The organism is Komagataeibacter saccharivorans, assembly GCF_004348195.1.
Taxonomy (GTDB): domain Bacteria; phylum Pseudomonadota; class Alphaproteobacteria; order Acetobacterales; family Acetobacteraceae; genus Komagataeibacter; species Komagataeibacter saccharivorans.
Window position 1 is genome coordinate 1,945,119 of record NZ_CP036404.1, and the last position, 26,275, is coordinate 1,971,393.

The window sequence follows — 26,275 nt, forward strand, 5'->3', positions numbered from 1 at the left end:
GGCGTCCCGGCCTTTCGCGCATATGGCCCCGTACGCAGTCCTATTGCGGTGGATGGGCTGCGGCATCCGCCTCCACCGCGCATTCGGCGGCTGGCGGGGCGGCCATGGTGGTGCGCAGGGCCGTGACCTCCGCCCGCGCTTTGTCCATTTCCTGCCGGAATCCCTCGTCCTGTTCCATGGCGGAATACAGCACGCCGCCATTCATCCAGCCTGCGGCGACATCGCTCTGCCACTGCACGCCACAGACAACCCGGCTTTCACCAAAAACCCGCGCGCGCTGCATGATCCATGCCGTGCGTTCGGGCAGGATATCCGCCAGAATCAGGCCCGCAACCCAACCCAGCGTCGCATGGAGCGAAGGATAGGACGGGTCCTGCCGCAACTGCGCCCGCAGCGGAATGCACCGCGGCAGTTCGGCTTCGGTAAACGGACGGGGACGATTCCACAGTTTCTTCTCCGCCTGTACCGCAGGGGTCAGCCGGTGTTCGAGCCGGGTAAACAGCCCCACCAGTTCGGGCAGACGTTCAGGCGGCAGTGTAAACCCCACGGCACAGGAAAAGGCCGAGACCATATGCGCGGGCGTATCGCGGTTGTCCGCCTGCGCCAGTTTCCATCGCGGCGTGTTTTCCAGCACGCGGGTCGCGCCATAGATGCTGGCATCAGCCGCACGCTGGGCGGTATCCGGGCCGGGTGGGGGCGGCAGGAATACCTGCCCGTCGGGCAGGGGTGGGCCTGCGGGCACCTCCGCCTGCGCGGCCTGATCGTGGGCGGCCATGGCAGGGTGATGATGATGCGGATGCGCCCCCGCGCGCAGAGGTGTCCCCAGCAGGGGCAGCACGACGCAGGCGGCCAGTCCATACGAAGTGGCAAAACGTTCGAGACGCATCATGTTCCTGTCAGTACACCGGTCGCCGCAGGTCATGGGCGCATGCATATGACCTTTCCCCGCGCATAGCATGCGCGCGGGACGTGGCAAATCCCCGATGGCGGCGATGCGCCTTCTGCCCGACCCTGTTTTATGGCAGACTGACGCCACAGCCCGGAGGCACGCAGCAATGAACCGCAGAAACCAGATATGGCCCACGTCGATCAGCCCGGTGCGCATCGCCCTGTGCGTGATCGGAATGACGCTGGTGGTGGTCCAGTTCATGTACGGACTGCATATCAGTCCCGATGCCATGCCCGGTCAGGTCATGTTCCACATTGCCATGCTGACACTGGGGATGATCCTGTTTCTGGCGGGGATGTGGGGCCCATCACTGTAGAACCCGCCTGGAACGGGTTCAGCGGCGTTCGGAATCCGCGCCGCTGCCTTCATCCGTGATCCCCGCGCGGGAGGGGGCGTCGGACCCCGGCTGCACGGTACGGCTCATGCGTTCCACACCCCTGTCATCACCAAAACCCTGACCCGATACCCGGCGGCGCGGGACGGGATTTTCCATCAGCACGTTTTCCAGCGCTTCGGGGTCGGTGCGTTCGGCTTCGTCAAACAGTTCGTCGGCCCGGGCCTGATCGCCTGCGCGTTCGGCGCGCAGTCCGGCCTCCGCCAGTCGGCGCGCGGTGCCATGCTTGCCTTCGCCCGCATCATCGGGGCGGTCATCATCATTCATGAAACGGGGCATCTGTATTCCCTTTCCTGACGGTTGGTAAGCGACGGATTACCTGCTGCCAATCATCGCGCCAAACCGGGATACAGTTCAACAGGAAAATAAATTCCTCCATCCCTAAACTTATTACTTTAAGATAACGAGAATTGTTCTTGAAAATTACTCAATGTACACACGGCATGCGACAGTCATCATGGAAACTGACTGCACATCATCAGAAAAGAAATCCGGGCAACAGTCCTACCGGTCCGTCAGCGTGTAAACGCTGCTGAAATCCAGATCCCGCGCCACATAGATCTGCACCATGTCGCCCTGCTGCACATACAGGCTGGGGGGCACGTTGCTGGTCTGGGCAAGGATGATCTTTTCCACCTGCCCCACAACGGAATTGGTGTCATCGCTGCTGGTGGAAATACTGGTCGTGCCGGGTTTGGACGCAAGGTTGGTAATCGCCTGCACCATCATCTGCCCGACATTGGTAATGATCGACACCATGATCGCATCGCCAAAACGGGCCCAGAAATGGGTATTGACCTTGCCCTTGACCCCGCTGCCGCCAAGGGGCGTGCTGCCGGGGCTGAGCAGGTCGATCGTGACCCCTTCCGGATTGCGCAGGCGCAGCCAGTTCACGAAAATCCGTTTCTGGCCATATTGCAGGGCGGATGTCACTTCGCCTTCCGCCACCGCGCCCTTGTCGATCAGCCGGACCTTGCCATTGATGGAATAGACATCGTGGCTGACGCGGCACGTCACCATGCCCGGCAGGGTGGTGTTGATTTCGTTTATCATGCCGCACGGTATCAGCGTGCCCTTGCCGACCGTCAGGTTCTGGTTATGCATGACCGTGGCGACAGCAGGGGTCATGCTGTCAGGCTGAAGGCGGGTCAGCAGCGCGTTATCAGTCTTGGCAGGAGCGGCGGCCGACGTGGCGGACGATGCGGCAGCGGTATCGGCTACGGGCGTGGCAAACACGAAATCATGGCCGAGCCTGCGCTTCATGGCGGCGTCTTCCACGTTTTCGACAGCGGGCGCGGGCGGGGTGGGTGCTGCCACGGGCGTTGCCAGACAGCCCGCCTGTCCCTGACCATCCACGACAACCGTGCCACCGGGGCATTTCAGCGTGATGCGGGCCTGATCATCCGCCCGTGCCCCGCGCCCGGTCAGGGCAAGCATCGTCAGGGCCGCCAGCGCAAGAGGCAGCGGAAGGCGCACGCGCATCACGATGCCCCATCGCGCGCGACACGCCGGACAACAGGCGAGATGGTGCCATTTTCCGCACTGCCGAGCGAAGGATTATACCCGTCATTCACAACGCCAATGACCAGACTTCCGTAACGGATGCGCCACTGCCGCGCCGTCATCTGGGCGGCAAGGATATTATGGTCACGCCCCAGCACGACCGCATTCACTATCGTTTCCTGACCGCTTTCATTCATGACGTATAATGCGGGCAGGACGCCGTTTTCGGGAAAGCGGAAATAGGTGAAGCGGTAATCATCCCATACATTCAGCGGCGCGATGGCCCGGTCCCTTGTCCCGTCGGAACGGCGATAGGCGGTATTGCGCGGTCCGTCGCCATACGCATCGGCCAGTTCCGCCTGAATGTGGCTGGCGCGATCGGCGGCGGCTTTCCGGCTGTTTTCCTCGTCGGGATAGAGATAGGTCAGCTCAACGGTCGCCTGTTCCACGGCCCACGGGGTGGGGGCGAATACGGTGCGGACATGTCCATCCGGTCCCTTTTCCTGCCGCCCGCCCACGTAATGCAGCAGGATATGGTAGACATGGCGGTCGGTCACGATGGTCAGGTTGGTGTCACTCTCCTGCTCACGGGGGCGGATGAAGCAGTGGTTTTCCCGGCAGGCGAAGGACCAGCCGCCCTCCTCGCCAAAGGCATGGGTGACGTAATGCTCCTCCGGGGAAAGGGTGATGTCGGTCGCAATCCCGACGACGCCATCAATCTCCACCGTGTCACGCGGGTTATAGACAACCGACTTGATACGGTAATCGTAGGGGGAAACACTTTTGCTACCTGTCGCCCGTGCGCCATCGGGATACAGGCAGACAGCCGCGAACCCGGCCATGAAACTACCGGCCATCAGCGCCCGCAGGCCGGGCAGATACAGTTGCCGCATCATGCCCCACCCGCCTGTGCCGCAGGCGGGACAGCGGGGGCAACCGCGTCCGCGTGACCGGACAGTTCCGGCGGCATGCCATGGTTGACCGGCACCAGATACAGCATATTGGGCTGGGTGACGTGACCGGGGCGCGCAGCACAGGCGGCCAGCAGCATGCCCGTCGCCACCATCATACTGACCCGGACGCTGGCGGGATGACGACTGAAAAACCCTGATTCCGCTCTCACAGGCAGGGACATCCGGCTATAACCGGAATGACCGCTGACTGCTCAACACCATGTTTTGATAACCCGCACATGGCAAAAGGATAAAAAAGCCCCTCATGCTTTGCAAGTCTGGGACAGAAAAAGCGCAATCCTGCTGGCGGATGGGCCTGGTCATGCTCTGCGCATCAGCAGCCCCGACATGGGCCACGACCATCCCGGCTGTGGAGACGATGAGCCCTGTCGAAGCACTGGGTCGCCGCTGCGCGCCGGATCTGTCACCGCGCACGCTTGCCCTCATGATCCGGCAGGAATCAGCGGGCGTGCCATGGGCGGTCCACGTCAACGGTCGCTATCGCCTGCCCCGCGCACCGGCCAGCATGGCGGAAGCGGCGGCGACCGTGCACTGGCTTGCGGATCACGGCCATGATTTCGATATCGGGCTGCTACAGGTCAACAGCCGCACCATAACCCGGCTTGGCCTGTCCCCCGCAGCGGTACTGGAACCGTGCCGGAACCTGCATGTGGCAAGCCACGTCCTGCATGACTGCTACAGCGCACAGCCCCCTTCCGGCACGGCGCAGGACAGGCTTCGCCATGCGCTGAGCTGCTACAATACGGGCAGCCCCGTCCGTGGCCTGCGTAACGGGTATGTCGCCGGACTGCTGGCGCTTGCGGCACAGCATGACAGTACCCCTGAAACACTGATGATCCCGGCCCTTGAGGCCCCGCCCCCTGCCGATGGCGGCAGGACCCGGCCCACATCCATCGCGCCACCCACTACCGATGGCCCACAGGACAGCCCGCGCGGACGCGACGCCTTTACCCAGGCCCCGGAAGATGTCTTCACGCCCCCACCGCACCCTCCGGCCCCGGCCCCTGCGCAATAAGGGCAGACCTGCGCCGCACCGGGGGCATCCATGCCTAAAAACCGCCACGGGATCAGGGAGCTGTGCATGTAATATCATGCCTGCTGTCAGTTCCGCCATTCGGGGGGACTGTTATGAAATGGAGTAACCCATGTCCGATCTGATCGTTGTCGGTTTTGACCGCCCGGATGAAGCCACGGCCGCGCTGACCGAATGCAAGAAACTGGAAAAGGAATACCTTCTGGACCTGGAGGACGCAGTCGTCGTGGTCCGCGGGCCGGATGGCAAGCTGCACCTGCAGCAGAGCGTCAACCTGGAAAAGGTCGGTGCATCCTACGGACTGTTCTCCGGCGGGTTCTGGGGCGCGCTGGTCGGGCTGCTGTGCCTGAACCCGCTGGCCGGTTTTGTCGCGGGCAGCATTGTCGGCGCGGGTGCTGGCGCCATTGCGGGCAAGATGTCCGATTACGGAATTGATGACAATTTCATCAAATCCCTTGGCGGCACCATCCCGCCCAATACATCCGCGCTGTTCGTGCTGGTGCGCAAGTCGCAGCCCGACAAGGTGCTGACCGATCTGGCGCAGTTCAAGGGTCATGCCCGCGTGCTGCAGACCTCGCTCTCGCCTGCGGATGAAGGCAAGCTGCGCGCGGCACTGGGCCAGATGGCCGCACCCGCCGCCTGACCATACCCCCGCCGGGTATCCAGACCCGGCGGGACCAGCACCTGATCCCACACGCAGGCGTGATGGCACCGCATCCATACGGATGATATGCTCGGCCCATGCACACGATCCGTCCCCGCAGGCGCCTGCGCGATACAGTCCTTGCGGCCCTGATGCTGGCTGCGGTCCCTTTTGCGCCCGCCGCGCTGGCGGATGAGGCACTGCATACGGCGTGGACCTCCCCACGGGTGTTCAATGCGGTCGCCGTGGCCGATAACGGCCGGATGTTCGTCTCCTTCCCCTATTGGGGCGGCGGGGGTGACGGACCGACGGTGGCCGAAATCGACCGTAATGGTCAGCCCCATCCTTTTCCCGATGCACACTGGAACCGCCCCGATGGCAGCAGGGGGGATCTTCAGCCCTTCGTACGCGTCAATGCCATCCGGATCGGGCCGGACGGACTGCTGTGGGTCGTTGATTCAGGCGATGCGAATGTAGGTGGACCACCCAACCCGCCTGATGGCGCGCCCGCGCGGCTGCTGGCTTTCGATATTGAAACGGGCAGTGTGAAACATGTCATCACGCTACGCGCCGCCAGCACCGCGCATAGCTATATGGATGACATGCGCTTCCATAACGACATGATTTTCGTAACCGATGCGGGTGATCCGGCGCTGGTTGTGGTGAACCTGCGCACGGGACAGCAGCGGCGCATTCTGGCGCATGACCGCTCCACCACGGATGAACGGCCCATGTATGCCGAAGGCAGGCTGCTGACCACGCATGGCAGCCCGGTGCGCGTCCATGCCGACCAGCTTGAGGTCTCGCCAGACGGGCAGAAACTCTATTTCCAGCCCAGTTCCGGCCCCATGTGGGTCGCCCCCACGGCGGCACTGGAAAATCCTGCCCTGTCCGCTGCCGACCTGTCCCATGCCGTAAGCCAGTTTTACGACACCCCCACCACCGGCGGTTCAGCCATTGATGGGGATGGCAACCTGTATGTATCGGATGTGAATACGCTGCGTATCCTGCGCATCACGCCACAGGGCAAGGCCACGACGCTGGTGCGTGACAGGCGTCTTGTCTGGGCCGATGCCATGTGGATCGACAGTCACGGCACGTTATGGATACCCGCCGTGCAACTGAACCGCACCGCGACATTCCAGCCCGATGGGGTCAGCCGCCTGCATCTGCCGGTTGCGATGTATACCATGGACCTGCACCTCAAACCCGTGCGCTGACCTACGCGCCCCTCCAGCGCATCAGAGCTGGAGGATGGAGGCGAAGTCGAAATCCTGCCCCGCCGGGTTTTCACCCAGCCGGATAAGGGTGGGCGAGGGCATGCTGTAAGGCGGGACGGGCAGGTTATAGGGCGCGGGCGCGCCACGGAATACACGCCCGGCCAGATCGAAACGCGAACCATGGCAGGGGCATGCATATCCCCCCGGCCAGTTTCCCTCCCCCTGCCCTTCGGGCAGCGGGCGGTAGGTCGGCACACAGCCCAGATGGGTGCAGATCCCCACAACAACGCCATAACGCGGATCAAGCGAACGGTGCCAGTTCGCGGCATAGGGTGGCTGCTGCCCGGCCTGTGACTGCCCATCGCGCAGGCGACCGGTCAGGGCTGCGTCCTGCAGGGCGCTCAGGGCTTCAGGCGTGCGGTGGGTAATGAAAACCGGCCTGCCCTGCCATGTCACCACGATCTGCTGCCCCGGCGGCAGGGCGGATACGTCCACGTCCACCGGCAGGTGTGCCGCCGCGCCATCGCGCGGGGCGAGACTTTGCAGAAAGGGCCACAGGCATGCACCGACACCCGCTGCTGCGGTGGTGGCGGTAACAAGCCCAAGGAAATTCCGACGCCCCGCGGGCGTGGACTGTGTATCGGGCGGGTTTTCCATCGTCGCATTTTTATCGTGGTCGTGGCCTGAAAGGAAGGGTTTAGGGCAACCCCGCCCCGGTCATGCGCGTAAGTGGCTGGCTGACAAACCGTGCCAGACAGGCTGGCGGCGTCACCCGATATGTGTATATCTGCGCGCCCCCAATTCCGTTTGCAGTTTCCTGACCCATGGATTCGGCATCGCTGCCGGAACTTTATCCGTCAGGATCACCCGACCAGCCGGTTACGCCGTTACAGAGAGGTCCGTCATGCGCCTTGTCCTCGCACTGCTTTTGCCGTGGTTGCAATTTTTTACAATTGGCCGCCCCTTCGCCGGGCTGGCCTGTCTGGTCCTGCAATTCACCCTGATTGGCTGGCTGCCAGCCGCGATCTGGTCCGTCTATGCGCTGAGCCAGTATGAGACCGATCGCAAGATTTCCCGCATGACCCGCACCTGAGGCCTGCATGAAGCTCTACATCTACGATCACTGTCCGTTCTGCGTAAAAGCGCGGATGATTTTTGGCCTGAAACAGATTCCGGTCACCGAAATCATCCTGCTGAATGATGATGTTGAAACCCCGACCCGCATGGTCGGACGCAAGCTGGTGCCCATTTTAGAGCACGACGGGCAGTTCATGCCCGAAAGCATGGACATCGTAACCCATATCGACGCCATGGACGGCAGACCGGTCCTGACCGGGCCGACACGCCCGGAAATCAGCCGATGGATGGCGGCGGAACAGCCGGTCTACATCGACCTGATCCTGCCCCGCTTCGCGGCGTCTCCGCTGCCGGAATTCGCCACCACCGCCGCGCGTCTGTATTTCATGCGCAACAAGGAAGAAATGGTGGGACCGTTTGCCCAGCGTCTGGCCGAAAGCGACAGGCTGCGCGCCAGCACCAATGCCGGACTGGCCCGTCTGGCCGGACTGATCGAAAGTCCCGCCGCGGTTAACGGCACCCTGTCCACCGATGATATCCATCTGTTCGCCCATCTGCGCAGCCTGACCATCGTGGCGGGACTCGACTGGCCGCAGGCTGTACGCGCCTATTGCCAGCACATGTCACAGGCCACTGGCATACCGCTGCTGGACGGCATGGCAGGCTGAAGCATCGGGGTACGGAAGGGCACGTCCGGAGAGGGGTGGAAACTGTCAGGGTAGGCAGGCCGTTTCCCCCAGGACAGTTTCGACACGACGGGAGATGCCCCCATGTCACAATCACATGAAAATCCGCCGCCAGGCGCAGGGCGGCGTGGCGCCACGCCATTCGAGGTATGGGTAAGAAGATCCCTGCACGCAAGATTCGACATGGTATGTGCCGAAAGCATGCCCATGGAAATCCTGACCCAGTTTGAGATGACCAGCGAGGCGCTGTGTCCCTCCGCCCGGTCGCCCCCATGTAAACCCCGTGGCATGGATAGCTGACGCCCTGCCTGAACGGACCATTCAGGTGTGGATTTTTTTTGCCAGACTCGTCCCGATTCCATATGACAGGCTTCCTGTCCACCCATGGCAGAACGCAAGGGATTCCTGATTATGGCTGAAAATAGCCGTTTATTGTCTCTTTGCAGCAACAGGAAAATAGATTCTAACGTCTAAAATCACACAGATCATCCTGTGGATAAGTCTGTTGGTTTTTTGGGAGACTCAGCATATGAAGGCAGGGTTTTCCCCTTTTCGTGATCTGTTCCTGTCCGGCTTTCAGCACGACAGTTCAAGCATCACGCTGTCATGCCCGTCCGCCCGCCATTCCCGCCGCAGCCCGTAGGGCCAGTCCTTCGCGACATAGGTGGGATGGGTAATATTCCACGGGTTGCCATCCAGCCTCAGTGCCGCCCAGCCATGCGGTGTCTCCCCATCGGGCATGAGGCCAACAAGGGTCATGTCCGCCATGGGGTCGTAACAGGCGAACTGTTTCTCACATCCCTGAAAGACCAGTTGCAGACCGCGCCTTGCCACCCCCTTGCGCGTCAGGTGCAGCAGCAGGGTGCCGCCGGGCTTTTCCTGCGCACTGAAGATCACGCTGCCGCCACCCAGCACATCGACCGACAGCATCGTTACCGTGCTGGAATAGGAATGGTTGATGATGATGGTCCCGCCATTAAGGGTCAGCAGGCCCCGGTTCCATTCATGCAGTTCGTGCAGTTTCGTACTCAGCCATGCCCCGGCACTGACCACCACCGGGTGCAGGTGATGGGACGAACCCGCTGCAACGTCCGTGAAGTATTCCGCAATGGCCTTTTTAATCATACCCATATCGAAATAACCGGCAGCAAGGGAAAGCCGCCCGTCACTACACGAAATCGCTGCCGCTGAACCGTCCCTCCTGCCCATGAACTGCTCTCTCCTGAACGTCCCCGCATGTCGCCATGGCAGCGGACATGATTAAAATTACCGCTATCCCTGCATGGAATCGGTAAATAAAATTATTGCCCGCAAGGGGCAGAATAATTTCTTGGCAATATTCCTGAATTTAGTAGAAATAGTTTATAATTAGTATTTTCTATTCCAACATACGATAAGCTCATATGATATTTATCAAGGTTAATGCACGGTCTTTTTTAACACCACATAGTGATCCTGTCCACTTGGACGTATGACCCACGCAATGACAGCGCCCCGGTTGCCCACGGCATAAAAACTGGGGCGCAAAAGCTTTGGCCAGAAGTCCGTCCCTTAACAATACGTTACATATGACATTCAGATCATTACGGGTTCATCATCGGGAGATTGCCCGTATATCCTCTGCCCTGTCAGATGTTTCATCCGGCACCATATCTGCACCAGCCTGTCTGATCGCATCATGTGCATACACAAATAAAATGGCCATGCCGCCATAAGCGATCCGCCCACCCCGCCCCATGCGAACCATTTAACAACAATCCCCGCCCGCATCCGGTCCGTATGGTCAGTGTGGGGTGGCTGGTGCGGACTTCGCCGGGGTCTGGGCGGGCGAATGGGCTGTGTCCTGTGGCGTATCGTCTTCAAACACGGCGCGACATCTGGGGGAAAGCTGGTCAAGCTTGCTTTCCAAGCATTCCGTCATCAGTTTTTCATTCGGAATGTCAAGAAAACACAGCCGGAATACATCGTTCTTGCATGGATGGGACTGGTTATTGTGGTCGGCGGCCCGCGCCGTGCCGGTAACGACCGTTACGGCAAGGACAAGATTGACTGCCCGGATCAGCACGCCAGCGCTGTAACGCGGAATGACGGGAATACGTCGCATCCGACGATCTCCTTCAGACTTCATACAGGGATTTTGTTATATCATGTCCAGCGCATTGCAGATTGCCGTGCAAGTCAAGCCACATCCACGCAGACCTGCCATCGGACGGGTCAGATCGGTTATTTCCTGAAAATTCCAGCAAAAAACACAAATGGACTTCAGGAATACGTGATGAATGACGGCCCTGCCCCGACCGGATGGCTGCCATACGGATACGGTCACGGGATGGGCACGTTTTATGGTTTGCAGGAACAACAGGCCGCCTATGATCGCACGATCTGACAGCAAGCAGGACGGGTTCATGAACAGCGCCAATACCCCCGGATCATCCGGTGTCGTGATCGTAACGGGCGGCAGCCGGGGCATCGGGCACGCCATCAGCACCCTGCTGGGACAGCAGGGGCATGCGGTCGTCATCAATTACGCCAGCAACGCCGCCCCGGCGGAGGAACTGGCCCATGCCCTTATCGCGCGGGGTGGCCGCGCGCTGGCCGTGCGGGCCGATATCTCGAAACCCGAGGAAATCGGCACGCTGTTCACCCGCGCGGCGGAACTCGGTCCGCTTGCGGGGCTGGTCAACAATGCGGGCATTACCGGCACGAAGGTACGCATTGATGAACAGAGTGCAGAAATGCTCGACACCCTGTTCAACATCAACATCCGCGCCACCGTTCTGGCGGCAGGCGAGGCCGTGCGCCGGATGTCCACCCGCCATGGCGGCAGCGGCGGGGCCATCGTGAACCTGTCCTCCGTCGCGGCGAGACTGGGGGGATTACCCGGCCTCGTCCCCTACGCGGCCACCAAGGCAGCGGTCGAAGCCTTTACGCGGGGACTCGCCAACGAGGTCGCGCGCGAGGGCATACGCGTCAACGCCGTGGCCCCCGGACTGACCGCGACCGACATGGTGCCGCCGGAAATCGAGAAACTGGCCGAAACCGTGGTGCCCATGGGCCGCGTGGGTCACGTGGACGAGATCGCGCAGGCTGTGGCCTTTCTCCTCTCTCCCGCATCATCGTATATGACAGGAAGCGTGATGACCGTGTCCGGCGGTCGCTAGACTGACCCGCAACAGGAGAAACCGACCATGTACATCGCCATGAACCGTTTCCGTATCCCGCCTGAAAACGAACAGGAATTCCGTGAGCGCTGGCTGGGCCGCGAGGTGCACCTGCGCACGGTGCCGGGATTTGTCAGCTTCCAGTTCCTCCGCGGGCCGGAGCATGAGGATCATATTCTCTACGCCTCGCACACGGTCTGGGAATCCCATGAAGCCTTTTTGGGCTGGACGCAGTCGGAACAGTTCCGCGCCGCCCATGCCCATGCAGGCAACCGCAAGCCCCTTATGGCCGGACCACCGGTATTCGAAGGCTTCGAAGTCCTGCAGAATATCGAGAACTGAACCCACCCGGCTTCCGTGCGGAACCGGTGCGCCATTTCACCCGGACCAGAAGGGAAAACCCATGCGGCAGGCCATGCCCCCATTCCATACCGGTCGTCGGACCGTTCTTGCCGGGGGACTGGCGATGGGTGGGTTATGGGCAGGCCGCATGGGTGCGCGCGCCGCCACACCCGAAACCCTGCCCCAGCCGCCCAGCGTGATCTCCAGCCCACCCCGGCAATGGGGGGCGGATGCCCCGCCGGACCTGCTGCCCGACCCGGACATACTGCCGCTTGATCCATCTTTCAGGGATCTGGTTTATGGTAACGCCAACCTGCGGCTGGCATGGCGTGGTGGTAGCTGGCTGGAAGGTCCGGCATGGAACAGCGAAGGGCGCTTCCTGCTGCTGAGCGATACGATCAAAGCCGTGCAGTACCGCTACCTGTGGGAAAATGACGCGGTTTCGGTCTTTCGTCCCTATTCCTACAACAGCAATGGCAACATATTCGACAGGCAGGGGCGGCTGGTAAGCTGCGAACATGGCATGCGCCGCGTCATACGCTGGGAGCATGACGGGTCGTGCCATGTGCTGGCCGACCGCTATAATGACGCGCCCCTGAATTCACCCAACGATGTGGCGGTGCATCCCGATGGCAGCATCTGGTTCACCGATCCCGGCTATGGCGACACCATTGTGGAAGGTCATCCCGATGCGCCGGGCGGTCCCGCCAATCGCGGCGGGATCGAACGCTGGACGCTGGATGGGGAGGTCGTAAGCCAGTCTGGTGGCGACAGGCGGCAGGAAGACCATGTCTTCCGTATCGACCCGGTCAGCGGGAAGGTCGAAGCCGTGCTGACCCAGCAGCAGCTTAAAGACCCGAACGGGCTGGCTTTCTCACCCGATGGCAAAACCGTCTATGTCATTTCGTCCGGTCCCGGACCGGGGCAGAACGGACAGGGCGGGGACCTGCATATCCATGCCGGGGATGTGGATAATGGCACGGTGCGCAACCTCCGCCCGTTTGCGGACATGATGCTGAACGGTCAGCAGATGGGACCGGATGGCATGCGCACCGATATTTTCGGCAATCTGTGGTGCGGGGCGAACGGGCCGCTCGGCCTGTGCGGGGTGGTGGTGTACAACCCGCACGGCCGCATGATCGGACGGCTGCGCCTGCCGCGCGGGGTATCGAACCTGACCTTCGGCGGCCCGAAACGCGATGTCCTTTACATGTGCGCGGCCGATGCGCTGTTCACCTTGCAGGTCAATACGCAGGGGGCCGCGCCGTCGTAAGCGTCAGGCGCCCCCCACGCCGCTGCCCACCATATCCAGCGGCCGGACAAGGCGGTCGAACATGGCCGCATCCACAAAACCCGATGCAAGGGCCGCTTCACGCAGGCTGATATCCTTCTCCATCGCCTGATGGGCGATGGCGGAAGCCCGGTCATAGCCGATTTCCGGGCTGAGCGCCGTCACCAGCATTACGGAGCCTGCCACATAGGCATCAATCCGCTTGCGGTTGAGCTGCGTGCCCTCCACCGAAAAGACACGGAAATTGTGACAGCCATCGGCCAGGATACGGATGGCGTGCAGCACATTGGCCACGATGACCGGACGCATCACGTTCAGGTCCAGTTGTCCCTGACTGCCCGCCAGCGCAACCGTCGTGTCATTTCCCAGTACCTGGGTACAGATCATCACCATGGCCTCGCACTGGGTCGGATTGACCTTGCCGGGCATGATGGACGAACCGGGTTCGTTTTCGGGCAGGTGCAGTTCCCCCAGCCCGCAGCGCGGCCCCGAACCCAGCAGGCGCATGTCATTGGCGATCTTGAGCAGGCTGACCGCCACCCCCCGCAACCCGGCGGATGCCCGGACCATGGCATCCAGCCCGCCAAGGGCCGCGAATTTGTTGGGCGCGGTCACAAAGGGCCGGTCCGTCAGCGCGGCGATCCGTGCGGCGATGGCCTGACTGAACCCCGGCGGCGCGTTCAGGCCGGTCCCGACCGCCGTACCACCCGCCGCCAGTTGCAGCAGGCCGGGACGTGCGGCCTCCACCGCTTCCAGCGCATCTTCAAGCTGCTGCGCCCAGCCGGACCATTCCTGTCCCACCGTAAGCGGCACGGCATCCTGCAGATGCGTGCGGCCGATCTTGACCACATCCATCCATTCCTGCGCCTTGGCGCGCAGGGCCGCGATCAGTTCACGCACACGCGGCAGCAGCCTGCCGTCTATTTCCAGCAAGGTGGCCACATGCATGGCGGTGGGAAAGGAATCATTGCTCGACTGGCCCATGTTCACATCGTCATTGGGATGGACCGGGCTTTTGGAACCGATGACGCCGCCCAGAAGCTGGATGGCGCGGTTGGCGATGACCTCGTTCACGTTCATGTTCGTCTGCGTGCCCGAACCGGTCTGCCACACAAAAAGCGGGAATTCGGAATCAAGCCTGCCCGCGATGACCTCATCCGCCACGTGGCCTATTGCATCGGCTTTCCATTGCGGCATGCGGCCATCCGCTGCGTTGACCTGTGCCGCAGCCTTCTTGACGATACCGTAAGCGTGACACACCTCGATGGGCATATGGTCGCGCCCGATCGAAAAATGCACAAGGCTGCGCTGTGTCTGCGCACCCCAGTAATGACTGGCGGGCACATCGATTTCCCCCATCGAGTCCTTCTCCCGCCGGGTGCCGGTGGCATCAATCCCGATGGGACAGTCTTTCAGCGTGGGGGTGGTGGGTTCGGTCATGGTGGCGTTCCTTCCCTTTGTGGTTGAAGGAAATATGGGCGCACCCGACCACTTTCGCGCCCCTGCCCGGCATCACAAGGGGGTGCGCGCGATTTCCCGCCCCCCTTCCTATACCCGCGCCAGCAGCAGCATGGCGCCAAATCCCATGAAAACGGTTCCGGTCACAATGCCGAAAACGCGCCTTACCACAGGCGTCCTGAGCCATGACGACAGGATACGCCCACCGCCCGCGTAGACGAGGTACCAGAACGCCTCCACCACCGCGAAGGTCACGATCAGCAGCACATATTGCGGCATGTGCGGCACAGCCGGATTGACGAACTGCGGCAGGAACGCCGCCGCAAACAGCAGCAGCTTGGGATTGCTGATCCCGGTCAGGAACCCATCGCGCAACAACTGTTGTACTCCGATGACCGGCGTGGACGGCGTATCCCCGCCGTCTTCCTCCACCGAATCGCGCGCCATCCAGACACGCACGCCCAGAAACACCAGATAGGCCGCCCCGATAACCCGCAATACGGCAAACAGCCGGGGGGATGCCGCCAGCACACCCGCCATGCCCGCAAGCGATGCGGTCACCACCAGCACGATGGCCGTCATGCACCCCGCCATGACCGCGACACTGCGCAGCAGGCCATAACGCACGCTGATCGACATGACATGCATCATGTTCGGTCCCGGCATGGCGGAAAGCAGGAAAGCGGTAGCGGCAAACAGCAGCCATGTATGAAAAGTCACCTGTTCCGCCCTGTCCGGTCCGTATGTGTCATGTCCCGTACAATGCCGCGTTCCCTTGACGGCGGGCAAGTCCCTGCGGTAGAGCATATGTTATATTATAACGTTCAGGCGCACCATGTCGCTTTCCACACATACACCCGCCCCATCACCGGTGCAGGGTACGCAGACCCCGATGCCGCGCATGGTTCCCGATGCCGCACCCGCCCCCCTTCCCCTTACATGGATGGGCCGCGCGTGGTGGCAGCGGCTGGTGTGCATGGCCGGGCCATGCGCGGTTCTGTGGGGGCTGATCGCCTGGGCCGTGGCCCAGCCATGACCGATGGGACAATCCGGCTGGGTGATGCCGGTGTGGTAATGAATGGCACGCCGGTCTGGCAGCATGTGACCGGCTGTTTCACCCCCGGCAGCATGACGGCCATCGCGGGGGCCAATGGCGCGGGCAAGTCCACCCTGCTGCGCGCCATACTGGGCGAAGTGCCGCTTTCATCCGGCACGATCACGCGCGACGGCCTGCATCAGCGCGATTTCGGTTACCTGCCGCAGGCCCGCATTATCGACCGTGGCTTTCCCATCAGCGTAACCGACATGGTTCTGGGGGGCGCGTGGCACCAGACCGGGGCCTTTGGCGCGGCGGACAGACAGATACGCCAGCGCGCGGCCAACGCGCTGCGCCGCGTCAATCTGGACCAGCAGGCGGGCCGCATGATCGACGCGCTGTCCGCCGGGCAGTTCCAGCGGCTGATGTTTGCCCGGCTGCTCATGTCCGATGCCCGTGTCATCATGCTTGATGAACCCTTTACGGCACTTGACGCCCCCACCACGCAGGACCTGCTGGAACTGGTGGGCGAATGGCACCGGCAGGGCCGCACCATCATCGCCGTGCTGCATGACATTCACCAGATCCGCACCTGCTTTCCCCATGTCGTCCTGCTCTCGTCCGGGCAGGCCATATGGGGCGAGACGGCGCGCATCCTTACCCCCGGCACCCTGCAGCGCGCTTATGACAGCACGCCGGGCGACTGGGGAAATGCACCACCATGAGCCTGCTTTCCGCCCTGTGGGACCCCTTCGCCAGTTTTGGTTTCATGCGCCGCGCGCTGGTCGCTTCCATCACCCTTGGCATGGGGGCCGGGCCGGTCGGGGTCATGCTGCAGCTACGGCGCATGAGCCTGATTGGCGACGCGATGAGCCATGCCATCCTGCCCGGCGCCGCCGTGGGCTTCCTGCTCGCGGGCGGGCTGTCGCTGACGGCGATGGGGCTGGGCGGCATCGTGGCGGGGCTGGGGGTCGCCCTGCTGGCGGGACTGGTCAGCCGCCGCACCCATCTGGCGGAAGATGCCAGCTTCGCCAGTTTCTACCTGACTTCGCTTGCGCTCGGCGTGCTGATCGTATCGGCGCGGGGGTCGAATATCGACCTGCTGCATGTCCTGTTCGGGACCATACTGGCCATTGATGGACCGGCGCTGTACCTGATGGGCGGCATCACGACACTCAGCCTGTGCCTGCTTTCCATCATCTGGCGTCCACTGGTCATGGAATGCGTCGATCCCGGTTTCATGCGCATGACCGGAAGCCGGGGTGGCGTCTACCACATGGTGTTCCTGTTTCTGGTCGTCATCAACCTCGTGGCGGGGTTCGAGGCGCTGGGCACCCTCATGTCCGTTGGCATGATGATGGTGCCCGCGGCGACCGCGCGGCTGTGGACGCGCCGCCTTCTGCCCATGATGGCGCTATCGGCGGCCGTGGGCATGGCGGCGGGGCTGACCGGGCTGCTGGTATCCTACCATTTCAGCCTGGCGGCGGGGCCATCCATCATCCTGACATGCAGCATCCTGTATGTCGTCTCCCTTCTTGCATCCCCCACCGGACTACGGGCCGGGCGGGGCGCATCCTCCTGGCAAGGTTCATGATCGTGCATCGCCTGTTTTCCCTGCTTGGCCTTTGCGGGCTGCTATCCGTCGCCCCCGTTCATGCGCAGGCGCGTACCCTGCGCGCCGTCGCCAGCTTTACGGTGCTGGCCGATGTGGTCGCCCATGTCGGTGGCACGCATGTCACCGTCACGTCGCTGGTGCCGCCCGATGGCGACCCCCACGAATTCGAACCTTCCCCCGATGATGCACGGCAGTTGCGACAGGCCGATATCGTGTTCATGAGCGGCGAAGGACTGGAAAGCTGGTTCGGACGACTGGCGCATGCGGCCAGTTATCATGGCCAGCCCGTCATCGTATCCAGCGCCATACAGGCCTATACGCCCCCCGGCGCACAGCAGGCCGAAACCGATCCGCATGTATGGAACAGCGTGCCCAACGTGGTGATCTGGACCAACACCATCCGTGACGCCCTCATCGCGGCGGACCCGGAGGATGCGGACAGTTTCCGCGCATCAGCCAGCGCCTATGTCACGCAGTTACAGGCGCTGGATCAGGATATCCGCAGCCGGATATCCGCCATACCCGCGGACCGCCGGCGTGTCCTGACCAGCCATGACGCCTTTGGCTATTACGGGCGCGCCTATGGCGTCACATTCATGGCCCCGCAGGGCCTCTCGACCGAGACCGAAGCCTCCGCCGGGGATGTCGCCACACTGATCCGCCAGATCCACCAGACAGGTATCACCACCTATTTCATGGAAAACGCCACCGACCCCCGCCTTGTGCAGCAGGTGGCGCGGGCAACCGGCGCGCAGCCGGGCGGCGAACTGTATGCGGAAGCCCTGTCCCCGCCCGGTGGCCCGGCACCTGACTACATCACCATGATGCGCCACAATACCGATCTCATGGTTGCGGCGATGCGTCCGCGCTGATCCCTTCCGCCGGCGGCTGAACCGCGAAGGGCGACAGGTCGATGGTATGGACATGCATGTCCACCACCGACTGCCGGTGCGTGATGGAAATGACCGTCATGTCGGGGCAGACCTGTCGCAGCAGGCCATAAAGTTCGCCTTCCGCCACGCTATCGAGGTTGGAAGTCGATTCATCAAGGAACACCCAGCCCGGTCGCGCCAGCAGGATCCGCGCGAAGGCAAGGCGCTGGAGTTCACCGGGGGACAGGGTCTGGCCCCAGGCCTCCTCCATTTCCATGCGGGGGACCAGCGCGCCCAGACCGACCAGTTGCAGGGCCTCGATCACATCGGCCACGGGATGGTTTTCCACCCCGGCGGGGTATGTCACGGCGCGGTGCAGCGTGCCGGTTGGCACGTAAGGCCGCTGCGGCACGAACATCATGGGCGCATCGGGCCGCGTGACATCACCACGGGCGAAAGGCCAGATCCCCGCCAGCACGCGGAACAGCGTCGATTTGCCGGTGCCTGACGGGCCGGTCACCACCGTCATCTGGCCATGGGCCAGCGTAAAGTTCACATCCTGCAGCAACGCCACGCCATCGGGGCGGAACACGTCCAGTCCGCTAACCGCCATATCGCCACCGGCGGGGGCCGGATGCACGCGCACGTCATTGCGCATGGCCTGCGCCCGGTCCATGACACGCTGGAACGTGGCCAGACGGGCGACCTCCGCATGCCATGTCGTCAGGGCGGCATAGGAATTGGCCAGCCAGCCCAGCGCGCCCTGCACGCGTGAAAACGCCATGACAAGCTGCATGAGCGTGCCGAAGCTCATCTTCCCCGCGAAATAGCGGATGGAACCGATCAGCAGGGCAAAGTTGCCCGATACGACATCCAGCCCCGTCGTCAGCAGGCCAAGCCACTTGGTCCGGCGCATGATGGAAAGGAAATTCGTGTAAACCGATGAAAAGGAGCGATCCAGCCCGGCCTGTTCCTCGGCCTCGCCCCGATACAGGGCGATCCCTTCGGTATTGTTGCGAACATGAACGAGGCTGTAGCGGAAATCGGCTTCCGCGCGCTGCTGGAAGAACTGCAGCCCCGCCAGCCTGTGCCCGGCCAGATGGGTAACCCACGTCGCCACCACCGAATAGATCAGCGCCGCCCAGAAGAAATATCCCGGTATGGACATGCCCCACAGTTCCAGCGGACCCGACAGCGCCCACAGCAGCCCCACGTAACTGAACAGCGTGACGATATTGGACAGCAGGCTGATGAACTGCGTAAGCGTATCGGTGACGAAGCTGTTCAGGTCTTCCTGTATGCGCTGGTCGGGGTTGTCGGCCCCGGCTTCAAGGCCGGATGTGGTGATGGCGATGCGGAAATAGGTCTGGTTTTCCATCCACTGCCGCGTCATGCGCATGGTCAGCCACCGCCGCCAGCGCAGGCCCAGCATCTGCTGAAGGTAGGTGGTGTAAATACTGCACAGGATCAACGGAATGGTAATGATGAAAAAGCCCAGAACGAAGCCTTCCTCGTTATGGACATACCAGAACAGTCCACGCAGGAAGGTTTTCGCATCGTGCTGCTGCAGGGCCGTATAATAGACATTGCGCGAAAAGGACTGGAGCACGTCCAGTCCCACCATGGAAAAGGTAAGGGTCAGTACCGCCGCCAGCAGGCCCCAGGCCCATTTCCGGTCTTCGGACACGAAATAGGGACGGGTAAGATACCAGACGTCTTTCAGGAGAAGGCGCAGATGCTGCATGTTGATCCCGTGCAGTGGGTGAGGCCGTGAGTCATACCAGCATTCCCACGAAGTCCGGGCGGACTCAATCCCATTCGCCGCCGTGACGGTTTGCGCCTGCTGCTCGTGCGCGCATCTGTCCATCACGACTTGTTGACGGGACATGCCGCCCGCGCCGGCCTGCTGCCCATATGGGGAAAAGCCGCCACTTACCCGCTGGCAACAGGGGTTTATGATCCCCCGGCGCGGGGTGGTACGGGGCTGGATATATCGAATAGCCGAATGTCTGTCATAACAGCCACACGGGGCCGGGACGGGCGCATCGTGGTATGCCGGACATATCGCTTCACCGATGGCGGAATGGCGCGCCCTTCCGCCACGAAACCCAATGTTAGGGAGAATGAACATGACGTCATTCAGCCGCTTCCTGTCCGCTGGTGCCTTCGCCACCCTTCTGGCGGCAGCGCCGCTTGCGGCCAACGCCGAAACTTCCCCCCCGACCGGCGCCGGTGTCGCCAATCAGGTCGAACAGATCAAGCCCGGCTCCCTGTCGGCCGATACCGTGTTCTCGGCAGTGGCTTCGGCCAAGCCCGCGGACCTTGGCGGTATCCTGAACTACTGCATCCAGTCCAACTATCTCAGCTCGGCCGAAGCATGGCCGGTGCTGGCGGCACTCAACAAAAAGACGAACGACGTGCCGTCCAACAGCAAGGGCAACATGTCCTATGCCGATGGGTCCACGGGCCTGCTGAAGGTTGGCGGCGCGGAGCCGATCTCGCTTGAGGACGCATCGACCACGATCCGCCAGCAGGCCTGCGCGAAGGTGGAAGCCCGCGCCAAGTCCATGCTCTGATCCGTTCGCGTATCAGTGTAATGCAAGCCCTGCCGGTCCGCCGGCAGGGTTTTTATTTTCGGCACATGCCGGTCTTTACTGTACCCACACGCGCGAAAACGCCATGTGATACAGGCTGGTCGAGAAATAATTGCCCAGCCGGGGTGATACGAGATCCACATAACTTATGCTGATCATAGGTGCGGCGGGCGCAAGCCGGGTGATCCGGTCATCGACTTCCTGCCACAACTGCTGTGTCGTGGCCTGATCGGGGGTGGTGCGAATACGTTCCAGAACCGTCTGCACCCCGGAATCACACAGGCCGGACATGTTGATGGAGCTGTCCGAACCCGCATGGAAATTCTCGCAGCCAAATAACGTGTCCAGAAAATTGGAGGGAGAGGCATAATCGGCATACCACCCCATGAGGCTGATCTGCACATGGTTGCTGGTATTCTGCACATATGCCGATTCCATGGCTGCTGAAAGCGGGTGCAGCCGCGCGTGGTAGCCGATGGCCTGCAGCATGTCGCGCAGGTAGGTGCCCATGCTGATATACATCGCCGTGGCAGGAACGATCAGGGTGACATCCTGCCCCTGCGTCCCGCTTTCGCGCACAAGCTGGCGGGCGCGTTCCACATCCGGTCCCATCCACTGGCTGGCGGGATGATCGGGGTCCGCGCCGCGTGTCCACGCGCACATGCCATCACCGGGCAACAGGCCGGGTGGCACCATGCGGCATAGCGGGGCCGCGATGCCCGAACCGCCATACAGGATCATCATTGCCCGCCGGTCCAGCGCGTAATTGACCGCCTGCCGCGCCTTGATGCTGTCAAAAGGCGCGATATTGACGTTCATCGGCAGGAACACCAGCCCGTATAGCGGATAGACATGGACCTGCGCGATATGGCGGCTGCCCATTTCCCCCAGCCGGTCCAGCGGCTTGAGACCCGCCATCCAGTCATACTGCCCCCGCTCGACGGCGGTCAGCGCGTCCTCATCCGACAGGCCGTAATCATATGCTATGGCATCCACGTAACCATCGGGCTGGGCCGTCTCGCTCCATTCATGGAAGAAGGGGTTACGTTCCAGCCGCATGCCCCGGTCGGGGCTGGAGAAGACGATCCGGTACGGCCCCGTGCCCGGCGGCGCGGTATTGCCCATATCGTGGGGGGGCATGCTGGCGGGCAGGATCACCGCGTGACCGAACGCCATCTTCTGCGGGAATTCGGAATCGGGCGCGGTCAGGTGAATGGTAATGCGCCGTGTTGCGGCATCCGTCACGACACCGCCGGCAAGCGTGCAGTGAGCGGGATCACGCAGACAGGCATCCGCGCCTACGATACCACCGTAATATGATCCCGCCGTGGGCGAACCCACGCGGAAGATGCGCCGCAGGGACGCCGCGACATCGTCCACCGCAAGCGGGGTTCCATCGGAAAACCGGATGCCATCGCGCAGGGTGAACACCCATGTGCGCCCGCCATCCAGCCGCTCGGGCAGGGATTGCGCAAGGTCGGCCACCGCCTGGCCACCAGCCGGGCCTTCCACCTTGGGATAAGTCAGCAGACCGTCATAGACGACGCTCATCACCTGCATGTACTGACTGGAATAATTGATCTGCGGGTCCAGCGTTCCGGCAGAAGAAACGGCCGTCAATCGCAGGGTGCCGCCACGATGCGGACTGCCGCGCGTGCCCTCATCCCCCGCCCATGCAGGCGCGGTCGCCAGCACCACCCCGAAGCCGAGGACCATCGCAGGACCGATGGCCCGCCATGTCCCCGTCATCCGCTGCCCCGTTTCCGACTGCTTCAGGGAGTGTCCCTGCCGTCCAGAAGCGCGGTCATCCGCGTGGTAACCTCCTCCGCCGTGGCAGTTGCGGGCAGGCTGCCCGCATATCGCCCGGTGGGGGACATGATGACGATCTGGCTTGCGGTATCCATGGTGTAATCCCCGTTTTCACCCGGATGGCGGACATAGGGGGCGTGATATTCGCGGGCCACCGCCTCGATCATCTTGGGCGAACCCGTCATGACCGTCAGATGGAAACCGAAACGCAGCGCGTAGGTCCGCAGCACATCGGATGTATCGCGCATGGGATCGAGCGTGATGAAGATCGGCGCGACAAGCCGTGCGCGCTCACGCCCCAGCGCCTCGACCCCCTGGGTCATCGCCTTGACCGTGACGCCGCAGACCGTATCGGGGCAGCGGGTGTACCCGAAATAGACCAGCATCCACCGGCCACGGAAATCGGTATCCAGCACCGATCCATCCGCCCCGTTGACCAGCCGGAACGAGCCGCCAACCGGATTGCCGTAGGTGACGAGCGGCACCGGCGCGCGGTCAAAAAGCCGGTACCCCACATACCCGCAGACCGAGGATACCGCCACGATCGCCAGTGTCAGCAGAAGGAAAAACCGGTCCCGTTCATTTCGCATCATCAGTGTGCATCCGCCCAATTCGTTCCGGTCCCGGTTTCCACCACCAGCGGTACAGACAGGGCCGCTGCGGATTCCATGACCTGCTTGACAAGGGCGGACAGACGATCGGCGTCTTCTGCCCGCACCTCGAACAGAAGTTCGTCATGGACCTGAAGGAGCATGCGTCCGTCAAGCCCTGTATCGGCAAGGGCGTCGGGAATTCGCACCATGGCCCGCTTGATGATGTCCGCAGCCCCCCCCTGCAGCGGGGCGTTGATGGCCTGCCGCTCGGCATAGTTGCGCCGTGCGGCGTTGCGATCGGCAATGCCCGGCACCCAGCAGCGCCGCCCGAATGGGGTCGTCACGTATCCCTTCGCCCGCGCTTCCTCCCGCATGCGTTCCATATAATCGCGGATGCCGGGATAACGGGCGAAATAGGCGTCGATATAGCCGCGTGCCTCCCCCGGCGAAATGCCAAGCTGACGGCCAAGGCCGAAGGCGCTGATGCCGTAGATGATTCCGAAATTGATGGCCTTGGCGCGCCGCCGCGTCAGCGGGTCCATGCCTTCCAGCGGGATGCCGAACACCTCCGATGCCGTGCGGGCATGAATGTCCTGCCCCAGCGCGAAGGCTTCCCGCAGGGCGGGAATATTGGCCACGTCCGCCAGAAGCCGCAGTTCGATCTGGGAATAGTCGGCCGATACCAGCACATGCCCCGGTGCCGCGACAAAGGCGCGGCGGATGCGCCCCCCTTCTTCCGTGCGGATGGGAATATTCTGCAGGTTGGGATCGTTGGATGACAGGCGGCCCGTTGTCGTGACCGCCATCTGGAAGGATGTATGCACCCGTCCCGTCGCCGGGTTGATCTGGTTGAGGAGCGCGTCGGCATAGGTGCTTTTCAGCTTGGCAAGCTGCCGCCACGCCAGAATCCGCGCGGGCAGGTCATGGCCCTGATCGGCCAGATCCTGCAACACCGATGAATCGGTGCCCCACGCGCCGGATTTCATGCGCTTGCCGCCGCTCAGCCCCATTTCATCGAACAGGATTTCCCCAAGCTGCTTGGGGGAGCCGACATTGAAGCTGCGCCCGGCCAGGGTATGGATCTCGGCCTCGATCACGCCCATGCGCTGGGCGAATTCGACCGACATGGCGCGCAGGTCATCCGCGTCCACCGCAACGCCCGCACGTTCCATGTCCGCGAGGATCGGCACGAGGGGACGCTCCATTTCCTCATACAGCGCCAGCGCGTGACCGGGACGAAGCCGGGGACGCAGCACCTGCCACAGGCGCAGGGTCACATCCGCGTCCTCTGCCGCATATGGCGTGGCGCGGGCGATATCCACCTTGGAAAACACAACCCGGTTGCGGCCCGTACCCGTGACTTCATCATACGGGATGGGCGTGTGATCGAGTGTGAGGCGGGAGAGTTCATCCATCCCCTGCCCATGTTTCCCCGCCGACTGCGCGTAGGAAATCAGCATGGTGTCATCAACCGGCGCAGGCTGGACACTGCCCGCCTGCGTCAGCACCAGCAGGTCGAATTTGGCGTTCTGGAAGATCTTGAGAACGGATGTATCCGCAAAAAGCGGCGCGAGAATTTCAAGCGCCAGCGCGACAGGCATCTGCGCCGCGCACAGCGCATCCATCAGGTCGCCTTCATGGCCAAGCGGAACATAACACGCCTGCCCCGGCCGGACGGCCAGCGATATCCCCACCAGACGGGCCACAAGCGGGTCCAGCCCATCGGTTTCCGTATCCACCGCGCAGACACCATGCGCACGGGCCTGCTCAACCCACTCCCGCAGGATTTCAGGGTCCGTCACCGTGACGTACGGGCCGTATTCCGCAGCAGGCACGGGGGGAAGTTCTGCTTCCGGCTGCACGGATGCAACAGGGCTGGCCCCCTGCGCTGCGGGGTGGCGGGCGCGCGGGCGCGCTTTCATCCCCATGCGCTGCAACAGGGATGAAAACCCCATTTCAGACAGCCATGCACCCAGCCGCTCCATATCCACATCGCAGCAGGTCAGGGCGGAAATCGGTTCGGGACAGGGCGCATCTTCGCGCAGGGTGACAAGCTCACGCGACAGGCGGGCCATATCGGCATGGGCCAGCAGGTTATCGCGTCGCTTGGACGCCTTCATGCCTTCCGCCCCCAGCAGGATGGCGTCGAGCGAGCCATATTCCGCCATCAGGGCCGATGCGGTCTTGGGGCCGATGCCGGGCACGCCAGGGACGTTATCCACCGGATCGCCAATCAGCGCCTGCACTTCGGCCACCCGGTCAGGGGTGACGCCAAACTTGGCCAGCACTTCCTTTTCCCCGATCGGCTTCTGCTTGATGGGGTCCATCATCATCACGCCGGGGCGGATGAGTTGCATCAGGTCCTTGTCGGAGGAATAGATGGTGCACTGCCCGCCCTCATCGGTCGCCTTGCGGGCGTAGGCGGCGATCAGATCATCGGCTTCCCATCCGGCTTCCTCGATGGCGGGGACGCCGAAGGCCGCCGTGGCCGCGCGCACGAGGGCGAACTGCGGTCGCAGTTCCTCCGGCGGTTCGGGGCGGTGGGCCTTGTATTCACTATAGAGATCATTGCGGAACGTATGGCGTCCCGCATCGAATATGACCGCCAGATGGGTGCCTGCATGTTCGCGCAGCAGGCGTGAGAGCATGTTGGTGAAACCATACACCGCATTGACGGGCGTGCCGTCCGGGCTGGTCATGGGGGGCAGGGCGTGGAAGGCGCGGAAAATGAAGCCCGAACCATCCACCAGGATCAGGTGAACCTGCTTGTCGCTGGACATGTATCAGAATGCGATCAGTGTTCAGCGCCTGCGGGTGCATCGGGATTGAGGACAAACAGCCGCGAGCAGTAGGGGCAGAATGTCTGGTGGTGACCAATGCGCAGGAAAACGCGCGGGTGGCCAAGCGCACCCAGTCCCCCATCGCACGACAGGGTGCGCGAATCGACAACAATGGTTTCAACCGTACCCAGACGGGGGTGCGGAACGGGATCGTGGGGCTGGGCTTGCATTCTGGCGGGCCTCGG

The 26,275-nt window shown here is 62.6% G+C and carries 30 protein-coding genes; 15 read left to right on the forward strand and 15 right to left on the reverse strand.

The window, feature by feature from the left end; all coding sequences use genetic code 11:
- Positions 1 to 40 precede the first annotated feature (40 nt).
- Complete coding sequence (locus KSAC_RS08860) at positions 41 to 886, reverse strand: acid phosphatase (RefSeq protein WP_132306198.1); 846 nt, start codon at positions 884 to 886, stop codon at positions 41 to 43.
- Positions 887 to 1,055: 169 nt separating this feature from the next.
- Between KSAC_RS08860 and KSAC_RS08865 the strand changes: the two genes are divergently transcribed.
- Entirely contained in the window at positions 1,056 to 1,265 is a 210-nt protein-coding gene (locus KSAC_RS08865) for a hypothetical protein (protein WP_102325344.1), read from the forward strand.
- An 18-nt stretch (positions 1,266 to 1,283) separates the two neighbouring features.
- Here KSAC_RS08865 and KSAC_RS08870 read toward each other — a convergent pair whose 3' ends face one another.
- From KSAC_RS08870 to KSAC_RS08885, 4 genes are all read right to left on the reverse strand, one after another.
- On the reverse strand, positions 1,284 to 1,622 hold the full coding sequence (locus tag KSAC_RS08870; protein ID WP_102325343.1) for a hypothetical protein: 339 nt from the start codon (positions 1,620 to 1,622) through the stop codon (positions 1,284 to 1,286).
- A 225-nt stretch (positions 1,623 to 1,847) separates the two neighbouring features.
- Positions 1,848 to 2,825, reverse strand: a complete 978-nt coding sequence (locus KSAC_RS08875; RefSeq protein WP_132305142.1) for a TrbI/VirB10 family protein — start codon at positions 2,823 to 2,825, stop codon at positions 1,848 to 1,850.
- Positions 2,825 to 3,742 carry a TrbG/VirB9 family P-type conjugative transfer protein gene (locus tag KSAC_RS08880; protein ID WP_243705169.1) on the reverse strand — a complete coding sequence of 306 codons (918 nt, stop codon included), beginning with the start codon at positions 3,740 to 3,742 and terminating at the stop codon, positions 2,825 to 2,827. The genes KSAC_RS08875 and KSAC_RS08880 overlap by 1 nt, the downstream gene beginning before the upstream one ends.
- The gene (locus tag KSAC_RS08885; protein ID WP_132305144.1) at positions 3,739 to 3,969 is read right to left on the reverse strand and encodes a hypothetical protein; all 231 of its coding nucleotides are present in this window, start codon (positions 3,967 to 3,969) and stop codon (positions 3,739 to 3,741) included. Before KSAC_RS08885 ends, KSAC_RS08880 begins: the two co-directional genes overlap by 4 nt.
- Positions 3,970 to 4,121: 152 nt before the next feature.
- Here KSAC_RS08885 and KSAC_RS08890 point away from each other — a divergent pair, with 152 nt between their 5' ends.
- The 3 genes from KSAC_RS08890 (at position 4,122) to KSAC_RS08900 (ending at position 6,716) form a co-directional block, all read left to right on the forward strand.
- Complete coding sequence (locus KSAC_RS08890; protein ID WP_165927306.1) at positions 4,122 to 4,835, forward strand: lytic transglycosylase domain-containing protein; 714 nt, start codon at positions 4,122 to 4,124, stop codon at positions 4,833 to 4,835.
- Positions 4,836 to 4,965: 130 nt separating this feature from the next.
- Positions 4,966 to 5,496 carry a DUF1269 domain-containing protein gene (locus KSAC_RS08895; protein ID WP_102325340.1) on the forward strand — a complete coding sequence of 177 codons (531 nt, stop codon included), beginning with the start codon at positions 4,966 to 4,968 and terminating at the stop codon, positions 5,494 to 5,496.
- A gap of 98 nt (positions 5,497 to 5,594) precedes the next feature.
- On the forward strand, positions 5,595 to 6,716 hold the full coding sequence (locus KSAC_RS08900; RefSeq protein WP_132305148.1) for an L-dopachrome tautomerase-related protein: 1,122 nt from the start codon (positions 5,595 to 5,597) through the stop codon (positions 6,714 to 6,716).
- Positions 6,717 to 6,737: 21 nt separating this feature from the next.
- Here KSAC_RS08900 and petA read toward each other — a convergent pair whose 3' ends face one another.
- Positions 6,738 to 7,373 (reverse strand): ubiquinol-cytochrome c reductase iron-sulfur subunit, encoded by a 636-nt coding sequence (gene petA / locus KSAC_RS08905; protein ID WP_118962700.1) that lies wholly within the window; start codon positions 7,371 to 7,373, stop codon positions 6,738 to 6,740.
- Positions 7,374 to 7,620: 247 nt separating this feature from the next.
- On the opposite strand from petA, the gene KSAC_RS08910 reads away from it, so the two are divergent.
- From KSAC_RS08910 to KSAC_RS08920, 3 genes are all read left to right on the forward strand, one after another.
- Entirely contained in the window at positions 7,621 to 7,809 is a 189-nt protein-coding gene (locus KSAC_RS08910; RefSeq protein ID WP_118962699.1) for a YqaE/Pmp3 family membrane protein, read from the forward strand.
- 7 nt (positions 7,810 to 7,816) lie between these two features.
- Entirely contained in the window at positions 7,817 to 8,461 is a 645-nt protein-coding gene (gene grxB / locus KSAC_RS08915; protein ID WP_132305150.1) for a glutaredoxin 2, read from the forward strand.
- A 102-nt stretch (positions 8,462 to 8,563) separates the two neighbouring features.
- Complete coding sequence (locus KSAC_RS08920) at positions 8,564 to 8,779, forward strand: hypothetical protein (protein WP_102325335.1); 216 nt, start codon at positions 8,564 to 8,566, stop codon at positions 8,777 to 8,779.
- A gap of 276 nt (positions 8,780 to 9,055) precedes the next feature.
- On the opposite strand, the gene KSAC_RS08925 is transcribed toward KSAC_RS08920, so the two are convergent.
- Together KSAC_RS08925 and KSAC_RS08930 are read right to left on the reverse strand one after the other, a co-directional pair.
- Entirely contained in the window at positions 9,056 to 9,688 is a 633-nt protein-coding gene (locus tag KSAC_RS08925; protein ID WP_110548199.1) for a hypothetical protein, read from the reverse strand.
- A 574-nt stretch (positions 9,689 to 10,262) separates the two neighbouring features.
- Positions 10,263 to 10,583 (reverse strand): hypothetical protein, encoded by a 321-nt coding sequence (locus KSAC_RS08930; RefSeq protein WP_132305152.1) that lies wholly within the window; start codon positions 10,581 to 10,583, stop codon positions 10,263 to 10,265.
- A gap of 301 nt (positions 10,584 to 10,884) precedes the next feature.
- On the opposite strand from KSAC_RS08930, the gene KSAC_RS08935 reads away from it, so the two are divergent.
- The 3 genes from KSAC_RS08935 (at position 10,885) to KSAC_RS08945 (ending at position 13,255) form a co-directional block, all read left to right on the forward strand.
- Positions 10,885 to 11,640, forward strand: coding sequence for an SDR family oxidoreductase (locus KSAC_RS08935; RefSeq protein WP_132306202.1), 756 nt, complete (start codon positions 10,885 to 10,887; stop codon positions 11,638 to 11,640).
- Between the two features lie 27 nt (positions 11,641 to 11,667).
- On the forward strand, positions 11,668 to 11,982 hold the full coding sequence (locus KSAC_RS08940; protein WP_102325333.1) for an antibiotic biosynthesis monooxygenase family protein: 315 nt from the start codon (positions 11,668 to 11,670) through the stop codon (positions 11,980 to 11,982).
- 61 nt (positions 11,983 to 12,043) lie between these two features.
- Entirely contained in the window at positions 12,044 to 13,255 is a 1,212-nt protein-coding gene (locus tag KSAC_RS08945) for an SMP-30/gluconolactonase/LRE family protein (protein ID WP_132305154.1), read from the forward strand.
- A gap of 3 nt (positions 13,256 to 13,258) precedes the next feature.
- Here KSAC_RS08945 and fumC read toward each other — a convergent pair whose 3' ends face one another.
- Together fumC and KSAC_RS08955 are read right to left on the reverse strand one after the other, a co-directional pair.
- Positions 13,259 to 14,713, reverse strand: a complete 1,455-nt coding sequence (gene fumC, locus KSAC_RS08950; protein WP_132305156.1) for a class II fumarate hydratase — start codon at positions 14,711 to 14,713, stop codon at positions 13,259 to 13,261.
- Between the two features lie 108 nt (positions 14,714 to 14,821).
- Positions 14,822 to 15,451: a LysE family translocator gene (locus tag KSAC_RS08955; RefSeq protein ID WP_132305158.1), complete on the reverse strand. Its 630-nt coding sequence runs from the start codon at positions 15,449 to 15,451 to the stop codon at positions 14,822 to 14,824.
- Between the two features lie 115 nt (positions 15,452 to 15,566).
- On the opposite strand from KSAC_RS08955, the gene KSAC_RS08960 reads away from it, so the two are divergent.
- From KSAC_RS08960 to KSAC_RS08975, 4 genes are read left to right on the forward strand one after another with little or no spacing between them, the layout of a single operon-like run.
- Entirely contained in the window at positions 15,567 to 15,767 is a 201-nt protein-coding gene (locus tag KSAC_RS08960) for a hypothetical protein (protein WP_132305160.1), read from the forward strand.
- Positions 15,686 to 16,492 carry a metal ABC transporter ATP-binding protein gene (locus KSAC_RS08965; protein ID WP_132305161.1) on the forward strand — a complete coding sequence of 269 codons (807 nt, stop codon included), beginning with the start codon at positions 15,686 to 15,688 and terminating at the stop codon, positions 16,490 to 16,492. The genes KSAC_RS08960 and KSAC_RS08965 overlap by 82 nt, the downstream gene beginning before the upstream one ends.
- Positions 16,489 to 17,361: a metal ABC transporter permease gene (locus KSAC_RS08970; protein ID WP_102325330.1), complete on the forward strand. Its 873-nt coding sequence runs from the start codon at positions 16,489 to 16,491 to the stop codon at positions 17,359 to 17,361. Before KSAC_RS08965 ends, KSAC_RS08970 begins: the two co-directional genes overlap by 4 nt.
- A gap of 2 nt (positions 17,362 to 17,363) precedes the next feature.
- The gene (locus KSAC_RS08975; protein ID WP_102325647.1) at positions 17,364 to 18,254 is read left to right on the forward strand and encodes a metal ABC transporter solute-binding protein, Zn/Mn family; all 891 of its coding nucleotides are present in this window, start codon (positions 17,364 to 17,366) and stop codon (positions 18,252 to 18,254) included.
- Here the strand turns inward: KSAC_RS08975 and KSAC_RS08980 are convergent.
- Positions 18,226 to 19,998 carry an ABC transporter ATP-binding protein/permease gene (locus KSAC_RS08980; RefSeq protein ID WP_207918674.1) on the reverse strand — a complete coding sequence of 591 codons (1,773 nt, stop codon included), beginning with the start codon at positions 19,996 to 19,998 and terminating at the stop codon, positions 18,226 to 18,228. The genes KSAC_RS08975 and KSAC_RS08980 overlap by 29 nt on opposite strands.
- A gap of 385 nt (positions 19,999 to 20,383) precedes the next feature.
- Here KSAC_RS08980 and KSAC_RS08985 point away from each other — a divergent pair, with 385 nt between their 5' ends.
- Positions 20,384 to 20,830 (forward strand): DUF2501 domain-containing protein, encoded by a 447-nt coding sequence (locus KSAC_RS08985; protein WP_102325329.1) that lies wholly within the window; start codon positions 20,384 to 20,386, stop codon positions 20,828 to 20,830.
- A gap of 75 nt (positions 20,831 to 20,905) precedes the next feature.
- On the opposite strand, the gene KSAC_RS08990 is transcribed toward KSAC_RS08985, so the two are convergent.
- The 4 genes from KSAC_RS08990 to KSAC_RS09005 are packed head-to-tail and all read right to left on the reverse strand — an operon-like array spanning position 20,906 to position 26,260.
- Entirely contained in the window at positions 20,906 to 22,597 is a 1,692-nt protein-coding gene (locus tag KSAC_RS08990; RefSeq protein ID WP_110548195.1) for an ABC transporter substrate-binding protein, read from the reverse strand.
- A 23-nt stretch (positions 22,598 to 22,620) separates the two neighbouring features.
- On the reverse strand, positions 22,621 to 23,250 hold the full coding sequence (locus KSAC_RS08995; protein ID WP_102325327.1) for an SCO family protein: 630 nt from the start codon (positions 23,248 to 23,250) through the stop codon (positions 22,621 to 22,623).
- On the reverse strand, positions 23,250 to 26,030 hold the full coding sequence (gene polA / locus KSAC_RS09000; RefSeq protein ID WP_110548194.1) for a DNA polymerase I: 2,781 nt from the start codon (positions 26,028 to 26,030) through the stop codon (positions 23,250 to 23,252). Before polA ends, KSAC_RS08995 begins: the two co-directional genes overlap by 1 nt.
- Positions 26,031 to 26,044: 14 nt before the next feature.
- The gene (locus KSAC_RS09005; protein ID WP_102325645.1) at positions 26,045 to 26,260 is read right to left on the reverse strand and encodes a zinc-finger domain-containing protein; all 216 of its coding nucleotides are present in this window, start codon (positions 26,258 to 26,260) and stop codon (positions 26,045 to 26,047) included.
- Between the last annotated feature and the right edge of the window lie 15 nt (positions 26,261 to 26,275).

What these genes read in the sequence shown, in the direction of transcription:
- KSAC_RS08970 (WP_102325330.1), top strand. Translation starts at nt 16,489, where the DNA reads ATGAGCCTGCTTTCCGCCCTGTGGGACCCCTTCGCCAGTTTTGGTTTC.
- KSAC_RS08940 (WP_102325333.1), top strand. Translation starts at nt 11,668, where the DNA reads ATGTACATCGCCATGAACCGTTTCCGTATCCCGCCTGAAAACGAACAG.
- KSAC_RS08900 (WP_132305148.1), top strand. Translation starts at nt 5,595, where the DNA reads ATGCACACGATCCGTCCCCGCAGGCGCCTGCGCGATACAGTCCTTGCG.
- KSAC_RS08910 (WP_118962699.1), top strand. Translation starts at nt 7,621, where the DNA reads ATGCGCCTTGTCCTCGCACTGCTTTTGCCGTGGTTGCAATTTTTTACA.
- polA (WP_110548194.1), bottom strand. Translation starts at nt 26,030, where the DNA reads ATGTCCAGCGACAAGCAGGTTCACCTGATCCTGGTGGATGGTTCGGGC.
- KSAC_RS08880 (WP_243705169.1), bottom strand. Translation starts at nt 3,742, where the DNA reads ATGATGCGGCAACTGTATCTGCCCGGCCTGCGGGCGCTGATGGCCGGT.
- KSAC_RS08935 (WP_132306202.1), top strand. Translation starts at nt 10,885, where the DNA reads ATGAACAGCGCCAATACCCCCGGATCATCCGGTGTCGTGATCGTAACG.
- KSAC_RS08860 (WP_132306198.1), bottom strand. Translation starts at nt 886, where the DNA reads ATGCGTCTCGAACGTTTTGCCACTTCGTATGGACTGGCCGCCTGCGTC.
- KSAC_RS08875 (WP_132305142.1), bottom strand. Translation starts at nt 2,825, where the DNA reads ATGCGCGTGCGCCTTCCGCTGCCTCTTGCGCTGGCGGCCCTGACGATG.
- KSAC_RS08945 (WP_132305154.1), top strand. Translation starts at nt 12,044, where the DNA reads ATGCGGCAGGCCATGCCCCCATTCCATACCGGTCGTCGGACCGTTCTT.
- KSAC_RS08960 (WP_132305160.1), top strand. Translation starts at nt 15,567, where the DNA reads ATGTCGCTTTCCACACATACACCCGCCCCATCACCGGTGCAGGGTACG.
- KSAC_RS08865 (WP_102325344.1), top strand. Translation starts at nt 1,056, where the DNA reads ATGAACCGCAGAAACCAGATATGGCCCACGTCGATCAGCCCGGTGCGC.
- KSAC_RS08920 (WP_102325335.1), top strand. Translation starts at nt 8,564, where the DNA reads ATGTCACAATCACATGAAAATCCGCCGCCAGGCGCAGGGCGGCGTGGC.
- KSAC_RS08925 (WP_110548199.1), bottom strand. Translation starts at nt 9,688, where the DNA reads ATGGGCAGGAGGGACGGTTCAGCGGCAGCGATTTCGTGTAGTGACGGG.
- KSAC_RS08895 (WP_102325340.1), top strand. Translation starts at nt 4,966, where the DNA reads ATGTCCGATCTGATCGTTGTCGGTTTTGACCGCCCGGATGAAGCCACG.
- grxB (WP_132305150.1), top strand. Translation starts at nt 7,817, where the DNA reads ATGAAGCTCTACATCTACGATCACTGTCCGTTCTGCGTAAAAGCGCGG.
- KSAC_RS08980 (WP_207918674.1), bottom strand. Translation starts at nt 19,998, where the DNA reads ATGCAGCATCTGCGCCTTCTCCTGAAAGACGTCTGGTATCTTACCCGT.
- KSAC_RS08870 (WP_102325343.1), bottom strand. Translation starts at nt 1,622, where the DNA reads ATGCCCCGTTTCATGAATGATGATGACCGCCCCGATGATGCGGGCGAA.
- KSAC_RS08930 (WP_132305152.1), bottom strand. Translation starts at nt 10,583, where the DNA reads ATGCGACGTATTCCCGTCATTCCGCGTTACAGCGCTGGCGTGCTGATC.
- KSAC_RS08890 (WP_165927306.1), top strand. Translation starts at nt 4,122, where the DNA reads ATGCTCTGCGCATCAGCAGCCCCGACATGGGCCACGACCATCCCGGCT.
- KSAC_RS08990 (WP_110548195.1), bottom strand. Translation starts at nt 22,597, where the DNA reads ATGACGGGGACATGGCGGGCCATCGGTCCTGCGATGGTCCTCGGCTTC.
- petA (WP_118962700.1), bottom strand. Translation starts at nt 7,373, where the DNA reads ATGGAAAACCCGCCCGATACACAGTCCACGCCCGCGGGGCGTCGGAAT.
- KSAC_RS08995 (WP_102325327.1), bottom strand. Translation starts at nt 23,250, where the DNA reads ATGATGCGAAATGAACGGGACCGGTTTTTCCTTCTGCTGACACTGGCG.
- KSAC_RS09005 (WP_102325645.1), bottom strand. Translation starts at nt 26,260, where the DNA reads ATGCAAGCCCAGCCCCACGATCCCGTTCCGCACCCCCGTCTGGGTACG.
- fumC (WP_132305156.1), bottom strand. Translation starts at nt 14,713, where the DNA reads ATGACCGAACCCACCACCCCCACGCTGAAAGACTGTCCCATCGGGATT.
- KSAC_RS08985 (WP_102325329.1), top strand. Translation starts at nt 20,384, where the DNA reads ATGACGTCATTCAGCCGCTTCCTGTCCGCTGGTGCCTTCGCCACCCTT.